Origin of the sequence: Rhodococcus sp. PvP016 (assembly GCF_017832185.1) — a bacterium.
Lineage (GTDB): Bacteria > Actinomycetota > Actinomycetes > Mycobacteriales > Mycobacteriaceae > Rhodococcoides.
The window spans coordinates 2,772,100-2,787,140 of record NZ_JAFIBH010000001.1 but is presented as its reverse complement, the minus strand read 5'-3'; the positions used below and the strand labels follow the sequence as shown (position 1 = coordinate 2,787,140).

Below are 15,041 nucleotides of genomic sequence, written 5' to 3'. Positions count from 1 at the left end.
GGAGTCCGACACCGCCCCATCTCCGACACAGCCCCATTTCCCACACAGCCCCATCTCCGACACAGCCCCATTTCCCACACAGCCCCATCTCCGACTCCGACTCGGTTCCGCCACCGCGTCGACACTCGACCGCGCAGGAGACCCCATGCCGACGACCTCCGGTTCCATGTTCCCCACGACGGATGCCGAGGACGTCGCCGTGTACGGCCCGGCGTCCGGACCTGTGGTCCTGGCGATCCATGGCATGACCGGCCACGGCAGGCGCTGGCATCGATGGAGCGAGCACCTGCCCCGGGCCCGCGTCGTTGCTCCGGACCTGGTGGGTCACGGGAGGGCGCCGTGGACTCCGCCGTGGTCGATCGAGCGCCAGGTCGATCGGCTGGCCGCCGTCCTGCGGGCCCACTCGGCCGGGCCCGTCGTCGTGGTCGGCCACTCCTACGGGGGTGCGCTCGCGATCCATCTCGCGCGGTCGTTCCCGTCGCTCGTCGCGGGACTGGTGCTGCTCGATCCCGCCATCGGCCTGCCGCCGGACTCGATGCTGGAGACGGCGCAGTCGACGGTGCTGTACGACGACTACACCGATGCCGCGGAGGCCCGCTCGGAGAAGATCCACGGCGCGTGGTCCGACGTCGACCCGGCTCTCGTCGACGAGGAGATCGCCGAGCACCTGGTGGACACCGAGAGCGGGCGGGTGCGATGGCGGACGTCGACGGCCGCCGTCGTCGCATCGTGGGGCGAGCTCGCACGCCCGTTCGTGCTGCCGCCCAGTGACATTCCGGTCACCGTCGTGCGCGCCGCGCGGGTGGACCCGCCGTACCTCACACCGGAGTTCCGGGACGCACTCGTCCGCTCGTCGCCGGACGTGCGGATCGTCGACCTGGACTGCGACCACATGGTGCCGCAGGCGAAGGGGCCCGAATCGGCAGCTCTGGTCGACGAGATGATCCGACGCGTGACGACGTCGTGAGCCGTATCACCGACGAGCAGGTCGAGACCGTGCGCGCCGTCGTGGCCGCAGTCCCCGCGGGCAGTGTCACCACATACGGCGACATCGCCCGGGTCGTCGGACTGCCCAGCCCACGCATCGTCGCCTGGATCATGCGGACGGACTCCTCCGATCTACCGTGGCACCGGGTCATCCGTGCCGACGGCCGCCCGGCTCCCCACCTCGCGACACGTCAGCTCGCGGCGTTGGCCGAGGAGGGGGTGTCGTCCGTCGACGGCCGCATCGCTCTGGCGTCGGTCCGGTACCGCCACGAGCCCTGATCGAGTGTCACACCATCGCTTCGGGGACGGCGTGGGACGGAACGCTCTCACGTGGCCCGGCATCGACTCCCGCTCCCACCAGTTCCGCGAGGACGGCGACCGCGTCCTCGATCTCCTCGGGGCTGCGGGAGAACGGGATGCGCTGGCACTCGTCGAAGGCGTAGCCCGTCCCGAAGCGTGACCCGGGGGCGAGCAGCAGTCCGCGCCCGCGGGCCGATTCCACCAGGTCCGTGGACCGAACACCCGAGGGCAGCGTGCACCACAGCGACAGTCCGCCGCGCGGCCGGTGGAAGGTCCAGCCAGGCAGCGACCGCGTCACGGCCGCCATCGCCGTGTCGCGACCCGCCCGCAGCTGATCGGCGCGGTGCGCCACCACCGCGTCGTACTCGCCGAACAGTTCCACGGCCGTGTACTGATCCATCATCGACACCGAGAGCTGCCGCCTCGCGTACGTCATGGCCACGCGCGCCAGGTGCACCGTGTCCGCGCGCACCCACCCCACCCGCAGCCCGCCCCAGACGGTCTTGCTCAACGATCCGACCGTGATGCAGGCGCTGTCCGGGACCGGTGCGCCGAACGGCTCGACCTCGGCGTCGCCGTCGAGACGGAGGTCGGCCGACGCCTCGTCCACCACGGTCACCACGGCGTGCCGATGCAGCGTGGCGGCGAGCCGACGCCGGGACGTCTCGGGCAACACCGCTCCGGACGGGTTGGAGTGGTCCGGCATCAGGTAGGCCAGTACCGGATCATGTTGCCGCGCAGCCCTGTCCATGTTCTCCACGAACGTGTCGGGATCATCCGGATCGATGGCCACCGGAACGCACTTGCCGCCCACGGCTCGCACCATGTCGATGGCACCCGGGTAGGTCGGGTGCTCGGTCAGCACGCGATTGCCCTGTTCGACGAAGGTGTCGATCACAGCGTGCAACGCATCGCTGGCGCCCGCGGTCACGAGAATCTGGTCGGCGGTGGTGGGGAGGCCGCGGGCGGAGTAGTAGCGGGCGATCGCCTCGCGCAGTCGGCCCACGCCGGTGGGCACGTAGCCGACGTGCAGGCCCGTCGTGCTCAACGCGCGGGCAGCAGCGCCGTACGCGGGTCCCAACAGGGCCGAGGCCGGCGGTGCGGCGTTGACGAACTCGAGCACGCCCGGTCGGGTGCCGCGCAGGATGCCGCCCCACGGCTGACTGTCCCCGCGCGGAACGACGAAGGTGCCCGCCCCGTGCACCGACACCGCGATGCCGTGCTCACGGAGTTCGCGATAGGCCGACGCGACCGTCACGCGGCTGACCCCCAGCACCGACGCGAGGACACGTTCCGCGGGCAGGCGGGCATCGGCGGCCACCGCGCCTTCCTCGACGAGACGGTGCAGTTCCTGCGCGAGTCCGAGGTACAGGGATCGACTGTCCCGCGCGACGGCGGTCATGTCGATCGCGGAAGCGAGTGTGCGCGCCGACAACCCGTCGCGCAGACGTGCCGGAGTGGAAGCCATGCCGTCATCGTGCCACAGTCCACTCGAGTTCAGTGGACTGCTCCGACAGGCCTCTCGGCGGTCGAGACTCTGTCCATGATCGTCATCGGAACACTTCTGGCCCTGTCCACTCTGAGCATCGGGTTCGGCGCCGTCGCCGTCGTGGGCGGCGGTCGCCACTCTCTCGAGGGCCCACCGCGCAGTCGACCCATGTCCACCACCGGTCGATGAGCCCGCCGCGTCTTCTCCACTACTGTGGGTCACATGTCGGGACGCACAGCGCGCACGGACGCGCTGATACTCGCCGGCGGACGCAGCTCACGGATGCAGGGAACCGCCAAGCCGACCGCGCTCGTGGACGGCGTCACCCTCGTCGATCGGGTACTGGACGCGACGTCGTTCTGCACCGTCACCGTCGTCGTCGGACCGGACGACGTGACTGCCGACCCTCCGGGGCCGAGGCGTGTCCGCCGCACCCGAGAGGACCCTCCGTTCGGAGGCCCGGTACGTGCGCTGTCGGCCGGGCTGGCCATCACCGTCGGCGACGGTGATGGTCCACGGGACGACGACGTCGTGTTGGCCCTGTCCGCAGACCTGCCGTACATCACCGAGCCGGCGCTCCGACTGCTCGTGCGAGAACTGCTGCGCGACAACACGGTCGGAGCAGTGTTCGGAACCGATTCGACCGGTCGCACCCAGTACCTGGTGGGCGCCTGGCGTCGCGACGCCCTCGTCCGAGGCGTCACCGCCGCGCTCGAACGCTGTCCGGCGGACGCCGAGCGCGGCCCGTCCATCCGCGACGCCCTGCCGGACGTCGTGGGTACCGTGGCCCTCACCGGCATCGACGACGTGGACACGCCCACCGCACTCGCGGCCGCCCGCACCGCGTCGAGACGCCCCTCCGTCGAGGTGGCGCGTCTCCTCGTGGGAAGCAGACTCACCGCGATCGCACCCCGTACCGCGTCCCTGGCCGAGAGCCTCGGCGGCACGCTCGCGGAGCCGCTGATCGCCGCACGCCCGTTTCCGAGTTTCGTCACGTCCGCGATGGACGGCTACGCCGTGCGCGGCGACGGACCCTGGCACGTCGACCACGCCGTGGTGGTCGCCGGCGCCACCGACGACGTCGTCCTCGACACCGGCCATGCGGTACGCATCGCCACCGGCGCAGCGGTTCCGGCCGGGGCGGGCGTGGTCCGCGACGAATTCGTCCTTCTCGACGACGACGGTCTGCTCCACCGGTCGGACGGCGCACCCGTGCGCGACGACGCCCGCAGTATCGCCGAGGACTGGGACAGTGGAAGCGAACTCGCGCCTGCGGGCACCGTGATCTCCCCCGCCGTCGTGTCGGCCGCGCTGTCGGCCGGCGTGAGCCGAGCGTCGACGCGCCCCGCCCCGACCGTCCGACTGGTTCTCACGGGCGACGAGATCGGCGACGACACCGCGCCGGTGGCCGGGCGCATCCGCGACACCATCGGGCCGGTCATGCCGACGTACTTGAGGTCGTGCGGGTTCTCACTCGCCGACGTCGCGCACTGCGCCGACACCGACGATGCCTTCGACGCGGCGATCCACGGCGGTGCGGACTCCGCACCGCCGGACGTCGTCGTCATCATCGGCGCGACCGGCGGCGGCGCCGCGGATCGACTGGACGACGCACTTCGACGCGCCGGAGCGCACCGTGTCGTCGACGGACTCGCCTGTCGCCCCGGCGGTTCCGCATCCGTCTCGGAACTGCCCGACCATCGCGTGGTCCTGGGTGTCCCCGGCAACCCGTATGCCGCCGTCACCACGGTGATGCTGCTCGGCCCCGCCATCGCCGCGGCCTTGACCGGACAGTCCGTCCCGATACCGCTCACCGGAACGCTGGCCGCCGAGGTGGACGCCGGCGACGTCACCCGGGCACTGCCCGCGTCCTACCTCGGTGCGGGCACCTGGCGGTGCGAGAGCTCGGTGCGCACAGCGCATCTCGCGGCTCTGGTGGGCCGTGACGGCATCGCCGTCGTCACTGCCGGCCGGACTCCGGGCGCTCCCGTCGAGATCGTGCCGCTGCCGCAGAGATGACGTCGACACCCTCGCGATAGCGATCGACGAGCAGCTGCACCACTCCCCCGTGCAGCCCCAGCGGTTCGGTGACGCCGTCCGCTCCAGCGGACTGCAATCTCGTGTGAAAGAGGCCGGGCGCCAACAGATACGAGGCGACGAAGACCTTCTCGCCGGTGGCCTTCAGAGTAGGGACCAGATCCGCAGCGCGCGGCTCGCCCGTGGCGACGTAGGCGACGGTGACCGCCGATCCGGTGACGGCGGCGAGCTGGTCCGCCGCGGTGTGCACGTCGTCGAGGGCCCGCACGTCGGAGGATCCCGCCGCGGCGAGGACGACGCGATCGCCGGTCGTCCATCCGATCTGCTCGAGCCTGTCACGCAGCACCCGCGCGAGGTCGAGATCCGGGCCCAGTGCGCGGGTCACGTGGACATCGTCGTGACCGCTCTCGGCGATCTCACGGGGCACGTCCGCGTGCACGTGGTAGCCCGAGGCCAGGAAGGCGGGCACGACCACGACGGGACCGTCGACATCGCGCAGGACCTCCGACGGGGTGGGTCCCAGCACATCGACGAAGGCGACCCGCACCGGACCCACGTGCGGTGCCACGGCGTCGGCGAGCGCGGCGATCACCTCGACGCCGGCGGGGTTGCGTGTGCCGTGCGCGACGAGGACCAGTCGAGGATCACTCACGACGCCTCCCCCGTCCGGCCGAGGCCGCCGCCCGGAACACTCGACACGGAGTCGACCAGGTCGTCCGCGCTGTCGTCGACGGCGAGGCGATATCCCCGCTTGACGACGGTCTGGATCGCTCTGGGTGCGCCGAGCGCGGACCGCACTCGCGCCATGGCCGTCTCGACGGCATGGGTGTCGCCGCCCCCACCCGGCAGAGCGGCGAGCAGGTCCTCGCGCGAGACCACCTGCCCGGGACGTCGAGCGAGAGTCTTCAGCAAGGCCATGCCCGCGGGTGACAGAGCCTTGGGTGTGCCGTCGACGACGACGCACGCGCCGAGGACGCGCAGCTCGTGACCGCCGGCCCGGACGATGCCCGCTCGACGCGGCAGTTCGTCGGCGACATGGCGTACGAGAGCTCCGACACGCGCCCGCGCGGGCGCCGTCGTGGGAACGCCCAGCACGTCGAGCGGAGCGGAGGTCACGGGCCCGACACACACTGCGAGTACCCGATCGCGGAACGACTGCAGCATGGGTTCCAACACACCGTTCTCCTTGGCGCGCATCAACATCGAGGCCACGGCGGGTGCACTGGTGAAGGTCACCGCATCGAGATCACCACACAGCACGGCCTCGATCATGCGGTCCATCGGTGCAGAGTCGTCGGGTTGCACCCAGCGGTAGACCGGAACCGGGATGACCGTCGCGCCGGCCTGCCGCAGCACCTCGCAGAAGTCCGGGACCGGCTCCCACTCGGTGGTGGCGCCGTGCAACTGCACCGCGACGCGGACGCCGTCCACGCCCTCCGCCAACAGATGTTCCAGCACCTCGGCCGACGACTCGGACTCCGGTGACCACTCCTCACGCAGACCGGCTGCGCGGATAGCTCCCTTGGCCTTCGGCCCACGGGCGAGGATGCGGGTGCCTTCGAGGGCGCGGGTGAGCTCCTCCGCGTCGCCCCACCCGTCGGCGGCCTCCATCCAGCCACGGAAACCGATACCCGTGGTGGCCACGGTGACGGCCGGCGGCGCCTCGATGATCTCGCGGGTACGACGACCGAGCTCCGCATCGTCCGACAGCGGAATGATCCTGATCGCCGGGGCGTGCACCACGTTCGCTCCGCGCCGCACCAGCAGCGAGGCCAGCTCGTCGGCTCGTCGAGCCGCGGTGACACCCACGGTGAACCCCGCGAGGGGGGCGTCGGACGAGGTCGGCTGATCGATCACGGGGATGTCGTCTCCGTTCCACTTCTCGGCCGGACGGATGCGCCCGAGGGCTGGGTCGATGCGCCCGAGGGCTGGGTCGATGCGCCCGAGGGCTGGGCGGACACTGCGACGACGCCGTCGATCACCCTGACCTCGTGTACTGCCAAGGTCGTGTCCGGGTCGTCGAGGCAACGGCCGTCCACCAGCGAGAATACCTGCTTGAGCAACGGCGACGCGACGGTCGGCTCGCCGCCGCGGTCCCCGACCAGTCCACGCGACATCACGGCGGCCCGTCCGAAGGGGTCGATGTTGCTCACGGCGAACAGCTCCTCGTCGCCGGTGCGGAACAACGCCACCTGCGCGCCGGAGGGCAGCAACACGGCAACTCCCCGTCCCGGAGTGAGTGCCGAGAGTGCGAGCGCTGTGATCCACTCGTCGGTGTCGCCCCTGGTCACGGTGGTGGTTTGGCGAGGTGATGAGTCGATGACAGTCATGGTGGTCCTCCCTGGGGACAGTTCTACGGGGCTGGTGTTACTCGGCCGTTACGGCCATGTGTCGGGCCTCATGTCGGCCGGCCTCCGGTCTTCCCGACGGCCGCTCATCCGACCGGAACGGACGGCATCCCCATCAGGACCGGAACCTTGCGGGCACCGGACTCGTCGAACGAGACGGTGGGGTCGGACTCCTCCGGGGCGTTGACGAAGGAGACGAAGCGCGCCAGCTTGGTCTCGTCCTCCAACACCCCCCGCCACTCGTCCCTGTAGCCCTCGACGTGTGACGCCATCGCTGCCTCGAGGTCCGCGGCGATCCCCAGGCTGTCCTCGCACACGACGGCGCGCAGGTGGTCGAGTCCACCCTCGAGACTCTCGACCCAAGGCGCCGTGCGCTGCAGGCGGTCCGCCGTACGCACGTAGAACATGAGGTACCGGTCGATGTACCGGACGAGGGTGGTGTCGTCCAGTCCCGACGCGAGGAGTTGCGCGTGCTTGGGTGACTGTCCGCCGTTGCCACCGACGTACAGGTTCCAGCCGCTCTCGGTGGCGATGATGCCGACGTCCTTGCCGCGCGCCTCGGCACATTCGCGGGCGCAGCCGGACACACCGAACTTGATCTTGTGCGGGGACCGTAGACCCCGATAGCGCTTCTCCAGGTCGACGGCCATGCCCACGGAATCCTGCACGCCGTAGCGGCACCACGTGGAACCGACGCAACTCTTCACGGTGCGCAGCGACTTCCCGTAGGCCTGACCCGATTCCATGCCGGCGTCGACCAGTCGTTTCCAGATGGCGGGCAGCTGTTCCACGCGCGCGCCGAACATGTCGATGCGCTGACCGCCCGTCACCTTCGTGTACAGACCGAAGTCGCGGGCCACCTCACCGATGACGATCAATTGTTCGGGCGTGCACTCCCCACCCGGCATCCGCGGCACGACAGAGTAGGTGCCGTTCTTCTGGATGTTGGCGAGGAAGTGATCGTTGGTGTCCTGCAGGGCCGCCTGCTCACCGTCGAGGATGTGCTCCGACGAGGTGGACGCCAGGATCGAGGCCACGACCGGCTTGCAGATGTCGCAGCCCGCGCCGCGGCCGTGAGCGGCGATGAGACCGGAGAACGTGCGGATGCCCGCTCCGGCGACGATCTCGAACAGCTCGCGCCTCGACTGCGAGAAGTGCTCACACAGAGCCTTCGACATCACCACGCCCGACGCGGCGAGCAACTGCTTGATGGTGGGGAGGCAGCCACCGCACGTCGTACCGGCGTTGGTGCAGGACTTGACCGAGGCGATGTCGCAGGCGCCCGCGGCGATCGCCGAGCAGATGGTCCCCTTGTCCACACCGTTGCACGAGCACACCTCGGCGTCGTCGGGAAGCGCTCCGGCGCCGAGCTTCTCGCCGCTCGGCGAGATCAGCGCGGCCGGGTCGCCCGGGAGTTCACGGCCGACCAGGGGGCGCAACGTCGCGTACGCCGACGCGTCGCCCACGAGGATGCCGCCGAGCAACGTCCTCGCGTCGTCCGACAGCACGAGCTTGGCGTAGGTCCCCTTCGCGGCGTCGTTGAGCACCACCTCGAGTGCACCCTCGGTGGCGCCCATCGCGTCTCCGAAGCTGGCGACGTCGACACCGAGCAGCTTGAGCTTGGTCGAGAGGTCCGCGCCCGGGAACTCGGCGGTACCGCCGACGAGCCGATCGGCGACGACCTCCGCGCTGGAGTACCCCGGAGCGACGAGGCCGTAGCACCGGCCCTCGATGGCCGCACACTCGCCGATGGCGTAAATCGCGGGATCCTCGGTACGGCATCCGATGTCGGTGAGGATGCCACCACGCTCGCCGACCGGGAGGCCGCTGGTACGGGCGAGAGCGTCCTGCGGGCGGACACCCGCCGAGAACACCAGCAGGGCGGCGTCGATGACGCTGCCGTCCGCCAGGGTGACGTTGATGCCGTGATCGTTCTCGGCGATGGCCGAGGTGCCGACACCTGCGTGCACGGTGACACCGAGCTCGGTGACGAGCTTCGCCAGGACGGCACCGCCGCCCTCGTCGACCTGTAGCGGCATCAGTCGCGGCGCGAACTCGACCACGTGCGGCGTCATGCCCATCTGCTTCAGGGCGTTCGCGGCCTCGAGACCGAGCAGGCCGCCGCCGACGACCACTCCCACCGCGCCGGGCCCGGCCGCGTCGGCGCAGGTACGGATGCGATCCAGATCGTCGATCGTGCGATAGACGAAGCAGCGATCGAGGTCGTGCCCCGCGATGGGCGGGACGAACGGGTAGGACCCGGTGGCCATGACCAGTGCGTCGTACGGCACCGCCGCGCCGTCCGAGGTGGTGACAACCCGAGCGTCGCGGTCGATCGACTCGGCCCGCACGCCGGTACGCAGGGTGACCGCGGTGTCCCCGACGTAGTCGTTGCCCGCCAACGCGAGTTCCTTGTGGTCCCAGGCGCCGACGTAGGACGAGAGCCCGACGCGGTCGTAAGCGGGGAGGGCCTCCTCGCACAGGACGGTGACGGACCACTCGCCGGCCGTGTCGCGTGCGCGCAGCGCCTCGACGAACCGGTGGCCCACCATCCCGTGTCCCACCACCACGGCTGTGCGGTGCGCGGTCTGGTCGGTCATGACAATCTCCTCGGGAAACGGTGAACGGGTGGTGTGACTCGGGTCGGTCACGCGGTGACCGGGAAGGCCGGAGGCCGGCCGTCTGTGACCGGGAAGGCCGGAGGCCGGCCGTCTGTGACCGGGAAGGCCGGAGGCCGGCCGCTGTCGGGGACGGGATCTGCTCGGTGGAGCCAGTCGCAGAGGCCGTCGACGACGCCCACGCAGCTCCCGCAACCGGTGGTGGCGCGGGTCTTCTCGGCCATGGCCTCGGGGGTGTGGGCACCGTCGCGCCACGCGCTGACCAAATGCTTCTTGGTGACGGTGTTGCAGCGGCAGATCACGGCCGCGTCGGGCATGGTCGACGGGTTGGAACTCTCGGTTGGTCCACCGACGAGGTGGCCGAGCAGCAGGGTCATCCGGTCGACGGGGACGAGCGATCCGCCGTCGAAGTACTGGCTGAGCGTTCCCACGACTTCCGGGTTGCCGAGCATCACCGCGCCGACCAGGCGGTCCTTGCGGACGACGACCTTCGCGTACCGGCCGCGGGTGGGGTCGCTCATGACCAGGACCTCGGACTCGGTGTCGTTCGGGTCGACGTCGATCTCGCCCATCGAGGCGAGGTCGACGTCGTGCGCCTTGAGGCGGGTGATCTGCGCCGTGCCGTGGTACTCGGCGCGGGAGGCGGTGCCGCACAGCTGGTCCGCGACCACCCCGGCCATCTCCCAGGCGGGTTGGACCAGGCCGTAGACCTCACCGCGGTGTTGGGCGCACTCGCCGATCGCGCGGATGTGCGGGTCGGAGGTGCGCAGGTCGTCGTCGACGACGACAGCACGGTCGACGTCGAGCCCGGCCGCGACGGCGAGGTCGATGTTCGGACGGATCCCGGCCGCGACGACGACCAGGTCGGCGGGCAACGCGCTGCCGTCGGACAACACGAGCTCGCGCGTGCCGTCGGGGGCGGTACGCAGAGCCTCGGCCCGAGCGCCCAGCGCCACGTCCATCCCCAGCTCTCGCAACACTCGGGTCAGCACGGCGCCGCCACCGGCGTCCATCTGCCTCTCCATCGGATACGCGCGGGGATGGACGATGGTGACGTCCGATCCGCGCATGAGGGCGCCGCGTGCGGCTTCGATCCCGAGGAGCCCGGCGCCGATCACGACGACGCGGGAACCGGGTCCCGATCCGGCGGTGATGGCGTCGCAGTCGGCGAGAGTGCGGAACGCCACCACACCGTCCGCGGGGTGACCGTCCGCGTCGGTCATGCCCGGCGCGGGCGGCAGGAAGGACCGCGATCCGGTGGCGAGGACGAGCGTGTCGTAGGTGTCGGTGTATCCGTCCGAGCGCGTGATCGTGCGGCGCTCGCGATCGATCGACGTGACGGCGACACCGATGTGCGTCTCCAGACCGTTGCGCTCACACCAGTTCTCGGGCTTGATCCGGGTGTCCCTCGGTGTCAGGTGCCCGGCAACCACGTTGGAGAGCAGGATGCGGTTGTACGCGGCGTGGTTCTCGTCGCCGTAGACGACCACCTGGACACGGGCCGCATCCGCGTCGCGTCGGTGGATCTCCTCCTGCAACCGGGCACCGGCGAGGCCGTTCCCGACCACGACGACGCGATGCGGTGCACTCATGCCGTCTCCCCTTCCGTCGCGCCTACCCGGTGCGCGGCGATACGCACCGCGCAGACCTTGAACTCGGGCATGCGGCTGGTGGGATCGAGCGCCGGGTTGGTCACGAGGTTGGCGCGCGCTGCATCGGCGAAGTGGAACGGCAGGAACACCGTGTCGAGCCGCATCGACGCGTCGCACCGCACGCGGGCGACGACCGTTCCGCGGCGCGAGACGACGTCCGCGTCCTCGCCGTCCTCGAGCCCCGCGCGACCGGCGGTGTCCGGGTGGACCTGGACGAACATGGGACCTGCCGCCTCCGACAGGGACGGCACACGCCGGGTCTGCGCACCGGACTGGTAGTGCGTGAGCACCCGCCCCGTCGTCGCGAGGAGAGGAAAGTCGGCGTCGGCGGGTTCTGTGGGCCCGACCTGGTCGACGGTGACGAAACGTGCTCGCCCGGTGGGTGTCTCGAAACGATCGAGGAACAGTCTCGGTGTGCCGCCGTGCGTCTCCGACGGTACCGGCCAGTGCAACGCCTCCCCGGCGTCGAGACGCTCGTAGGTCACGCCCGAGTAGTCGGCGATGCCACCGCGGGACGCGCGGCGCAACTCCTCGAACACCGTGCGTGCCTCCCGGGGAAAGCGGTCGGCGGGTTGGCCCAGGCGAACGGCGAGATCGGCGAGGATGTCGAGCTCCCCGCGCGCGCCCTCGGGAACGTCCACGGCTCTGCGCCGGCGCAGGATGCGACCCTCGAGGGAGGTCATGGTGCCCTCCTCCTCGGCCCACTGCAGCGTCGGCAGCACGACGTCGGCCATCGCCGCCGTCTCGGAGAGCACGAAGTCGGTGACGACGAGCATCTCGAGTGAGGCGAGCCGGTCGACGACGTGACCGGCCCGCGGGGCCGAGACGGCGATGTTGGAGCCGTGCACCATGAGCGCGCGGGGGCCACCGGGGGTGCCGAGGGCGTCGAGCAGTTCGTAGGCGCTCAGTCCCGCACCCGGGAGTGCAGACTCCTCGATACCCCAGAGGGCGGAGATGTGGTCACGCGCTGCGGGATCGGTGATCTTGCGGTACCCGGGAAGCTGGTCGGCCTTCTGCCCGTGCTCGCGTCCGCCCTGTCCGTTGCCCTGGCCGGTGATGCAGCCGTATCCGGTTCCGTGTCGTCCACACAGCCCCAGGACGAGCGAGAGTCCGATGACGGCCGAGACCGTGTCGGTTCCGGACGCGTGCTGTTCGGCGCCACGAGCGGTGAGCACGTAGGCGCCCGTACCCGCGTCCCGTGACTGCGCCAGCAACCGCACCGTCTCCCGCAGGCGAGCGACGGGGACGCCGGTGACGCGCTCGGTCCGCTCCGGCCACCACTGCGCCGCCGCCGTCCAGAACTCGTCGAAACCCTCGGTGCGCGAATCGATGTAGTCGCGATCGGCGTACCCCTCGACCACCGCCAGATGCACCAGCCCCAGCGCGAGGGCCAGGTCGGTGCCCGGCGACAGTTGCAGGTGCACTCCCCCGGCGGACAGCGCCCGGTCCACCGTCGCGGTGCGCCGGGGGTCGGCGACGACGAGTCCGCCCGCGTCGGCGGCCGTCCGGAGATGCTGCACGAAGGGGGGCATCGTCTCCGCGACGTTGCCGCCCAGTACCAGCACGGCCCGCGCGGAACCGATGTCCGCCAACGGAAACGGCAGTCCTCGGTCCAGGCCGAACGACTTGTTGCCGGCGGCCGCGGCCGACGACATGCAGAACCGCCCGTTGTAGTCGATGTTCGACGTGCCCAGCGCGACACGGGCGAACTTGCCGAGCATGTAGGACTTCTCGTTGGTCAGCCCGCCCGCCCCGAAGATCCCCACCGCGTCGGCGCCGTGCTCGGCCCGGACGCGTCGAAGCGTCGTGGCCACCGCATCGAGTGCGGCGTCCCACGTCGTCGGGACGAGTTCCCCGTCGACACGCACCAGTGGTGTGGTGAGCCTGCCGGGCACTCGCAGCACCTCGGCGGCGGTCCATCCCTTCTGACAGAGACCACCCTTGTTGGTCGGGAACTGGCGGGCCTCGATGCCGGCGCTCGCTGCATCCGTGCCGGTGACGGTCATCGCGCACTGCAGCCCGCAGTAAGGGCAGTGCGTCGCCGTTCCTGCTCGGGTGGTCGGTGGCCGAAGGGTCTCTGGCACGGATGCAGCGACGGTCATACGGTGACCACGTCCTGCTCGTCCGCGGTACGCGCGCCGGATCGACGGAGGTACACGGCCCAGGTGGCCGCGGCGCAGAGGACGTAGAAGACGAGGAAGACCCAGAAGGCGGACGTCGCCGACTTCTCCGCGCCCGAGTAGGACGCGCGCAGGACCAGGTTGATGCCCACTCCACCGAGTGCGCCGATCGCTCCGGCGATACCGATGAGCGCACCGGACATCCGACGGGACCACGCGGCCTGCTCCGTGGCCGACATCCCCACCAGCAACGTCGACTTCGACGCGAAGATGGCCGGGATCATCTTGTAGACCGAGCCGTTACCGAGCCCCGAGAGAACGAACAGCAGGATGAAGCCGACGACGTAGAACACCATCATCGACCCGGTCGCCGCACCCGCCGTGGCGTCGTCGGTCATCGACGTCGCGACGAGGATGCCGGCGGAGAAGATCATCGCGACGAAGGTGTACATCGTGATGCGGCCGCCGCCGACGCGGTCGGCGAACTTGCCGCCGATCGGTCGGGACAGGGAACCGAGGAGCGGGCCGATGAACGCGATCTGAGCGGCGTGCAGGGAGGCCTGTGCCTGCATGGCCGGGGTGACCGCGCCCCCGTCGGCCAGACCGGCGAGAAAGTTGATCTGCAGGATCTGCCCGAACGCGAAGCTGTACCCGATGAACGACCCGAACGTGCCGATGTAGAGGAACGCGATCCACCACGAGTCGGAGAAGCGCAGAACGTCGATCATGGAGCGGCCGTTGGTCTTCTGGTTGTCCAGGTTGTCCATGTACAGGGCCGCGCCGACGGCGGCGACCGCGATCAGGACGAGGTAGACGGCGCACACGATCTCGGGGGCGGTGTTGCCCACCGTCGCGATGACGAGGAGCCCGATGAGTTGGATGACGGGGACACCGATGTTGCCGCCGCCCGCGTTCAGTCCGAGAGCCCACCCCTTCTCGCGCTGGGGATAGAAGGCGTTGATGTTGGTCATCGAGGAGGCGAAGTTGCCGCCGCCCAGGCCCGCGAACGCGGCCACGACGAGATACGTCGTGTACGAGGCGGGGTTCATCATGAAGTAGAGCGTCAGCACGGTCGGGATCAGCAGCACGAGGGCGCTGAAGATCGTCCAGTTGCGGCCGCCGAACTTCGCGGTGGCGAACGTGTACGGAATGCGCAGGATGGCGCCGACCAACGTCGGCACGGCCACCAGGAAGAACTTCCCGGCCGGGTCGATCCCGTACTGCGCCATCGGCATGAAGAGCACCATCACGGACCAGATGGACCAGATGGAGAAGCCGACGTGCTCCGCGACGACGGACCAGATCAGGTTGCGACGGGCGATGTGCTTGCCGCCGGCCTCCCAGGCCTCGACGTCCTCCGCGTCCCAGTTCGTGATGTGGTGCTTACGAGCGACTGAACCGGGGGCACCGGTGGGCGCCGTGGCAGCGCCGGTATCCGACAAGCTGGTCACGAGTGGCCTCCTGATCTCTGGGGAAGCCCAAAGATAGGA

12 protein-coding genes are annotated in these 15,041 nt (G+C 70.2%); 4 read left to right on the top strand and 8 right to left on the bottom strand.

Translation table 11 applies throughout. The features are described 5' to 3' along the window. The first annotated feature begins 145 nt into the window (after positions 1-145). Entirely contained in the window at positions 146-967 is an 822-nt protein-coding gene (locus JOE30_RS13050) for an alpha/beta fold hydrolase (RefSeq protein WP_239532369.1), read from the top strand. Then, entirely contained in the window at positions 964-1,266 is a 303-nt protein-coding gene (locus JOE30_RS13045; protein WP_204867125.1) for an MGMT family protein, read from the top strand. The genes JOE30_RS13050 and JOE30_RS13045 overlap by 4 nt, the downstream gene beginning before the upstream one ends. A gap of 7 nt (positions 1,267-1,273) precedes the next feature. Here JOE30_RS13045 and JOE30_RS13040 read toward each other — a convergent pair whose 3' ends face one another. Next, positions 1,274-2,755 carry a PLP-dependent aminotransferase family protein gene (locus JOE30_RS13040; protein WP_204867124.1) on the bottom strand — a complete coding sequence of 494 codons (1,482 nt, stop codon included), beginning with the start codon at positions 2,753-2,755 and terminating at the stop codon, positions 1,274-1,276. A 75-nt stretch (positions 2,756-2,830) separates the two neighbouring features. On the opposite strand from JOE30_RS13040, the gene JOE30_RS21530 reads away from it, so the two are divergent. Both JOE30_RS21530 and JOE30_RS13035 read left to right on the top strand, forming a co-directional pair. Continuing rightward, complete coding sequence (locus JOE30_RS21530; protein WP_275581300.1) at positions 2,831-2,965, top strand: hypothetical protein; 135 nt, start codon at positions 2,831-2,833, stop codon at positions 2,963-2,965. A 33-nt stretch (positions 2,966-2,998) separates the two neighbouring features. Then, on the top strand, positions 2,999-4,795 hold the full coding sequence (locus tag JOE30_RS13035; RefSeq protein ID WP_204867122.1) for an NTP transferase domain-containing protein: 1,797 nt from the start codon (positions 2,999-3,001) through the stop codon (positions 4,793-4,795). Here JOE30_RS13035 and JOE30_RS13030 read toward each other — a convergent pair. From JOE30_RS13030 to JOE30_RS13000, 7 genes are all read right to left on the bottom strand, one after another. Next, positions 4,737-5,465, bottom strand: coding sequence for a sirohydrochlorin chelatase (locus tag JOE30_RS13030; protein ID WP_204867121.1), 729 nt, complete (start codon positions 5,463-5,465; stop codon positions 4,737-4,739). The two genes, JOE30_RS13035 and JOE30_RS13030, sit on opposite strands and share 59 nt — an antisense overlap. Next, complete coding sequence (locus JOE30_RS13025; RefSeq protein ID WP_204870348.1) at positions 5,462-6,667, bottom strand: uroporphyrinogen-III synthase; 1,206 nt, start codon at positions 6,665-6,667, stop codon at positions 5,462-5,464. Before JOE30_RS13025 ends, JOE30_RS13030 begins: the two co-directional genes overlap by 4 nt. Beyond that, on the bottom strand, positions 6,667-7,143 hold the full coding sequence (gene nirD / locus JOE30_RS13020; protein ID WP_204867120.1) for a nitrite reductase small subunit NirD: 477 nt from the start codon (positions 7,141-7,143) through the stop codon (positions 6,667-6,669). Before nirD ends, JOE30_RS13025 begins: the two co-directional genes overlap by 1 nt. Positions 7,144-7,247: 104 nt before the next feature. Beyond that, a complete protein-coding gene (gene nirB / locus JOE30_RS13015) occupies positions 7,248-9,761 on the bottom strand; it encodes a nitrite reductase large subunit NirB (RefSeq protein WP_204867119.1) in 2,514 nt (837 codons plus the stop codon). Positions 9,762-9,808: 47 nt separating this feature from the next. Further along, positions 9,809-11,371 (bottom strand): FAD-dependent oxidoreductase, encoded by a 1,563-nt coding sequence (locus JOE30_RS13010; protein WP_204867118.1) that lies wholly within the window; start codon positions 11,369-11,371, stop codon positions 9,809-9,811. Then, on the bottom strand, positions 11,368-13,533 hold the full coding sequence (locus JOE30_RS13005; RefSeq protein ID WP_204867117.1) for a molybdopterin oxidoreductase family protein: 2,166 nt from the start codon (positions 13,531-13,533) through the stop codon (positions 11,368-11,370). The genes JOE30_RS13010 and JOE30_RS13005 overlap by 4 nt, the downstream gene beginning before the upstream one ends. Beyond that, entirely contained in the window at positions 13,530-15,002 is a 1,473-nt protein-coding gene (locus tag JOE30_RS13000) for a nitrate/nitrite transporter (protein ID WP_204867116.1), read from the bottom strand. The genes JOE30_RS13005 and JOE30_RS13000 overlap by 4 nt, the downstream gene beginning before the upstream one ends. Positions 15,003-15,041: the final 39 nt, after the last annotated feature.

Bases quoted from the DNA above. Each gene is read 5' to 3' on its own strand.
- JOE30_RS13050 (WP_239532369.1), top strand. From the start codon at position 146: ATGCCGACGACCTCCGGTTCCATGTTCCCCACGACGGATGCCGAGGAC.
- JOE30_RS13040 (WP_204867124.1), bottom strand. From the start codon at position 2,755: ATGGCTTCCACTCCGGCACGTCTGCGCGACGGGTTGTCGGCGCGCACA.
- JOE30_RS21530 (WP_275581300.1), top strand. From the start codon at position 2,831: ATGATCGTCATCGGAACACTTCTGGCCCTGTCCACTCTGAGCATCGGG.
- JOE30_RS13035 (WP_204867122.1), top strand. From the start codon at position 2,999: ATGTCGGGACGCACAGCGCGCACGGACGCGCTGATACTCGCCGGCGGA.
- nirD (WP_204867120.1), bottom strand. From the start codon at position 7,143: ATGACTGTCATCGACTCATCACCTCGCCAAACCACCACCGTGACCAGG.
- nirB (WP_204867119.1), bottom strand. From the start codon at position 9,761: ATGACCGACCAGACCGCGCACCGCACAGCCGTGGTGGTGGGACACGGG.
- JOE30_RS13010 (WP_204867118.1), bottom strand. From the start codon at position 11,371: ATGAGTGCACCGCATCGCGTCGTCGTGGTCGGGAACGGCCTCGCCGGT.
- JOE30_RS13005 (WP_204867117.1), bottom strand. From the start codon at position 13,533: ATGACCGTCGCTGCATCCGTGCCAGAGACCCTTCGGCCACCGACCACC.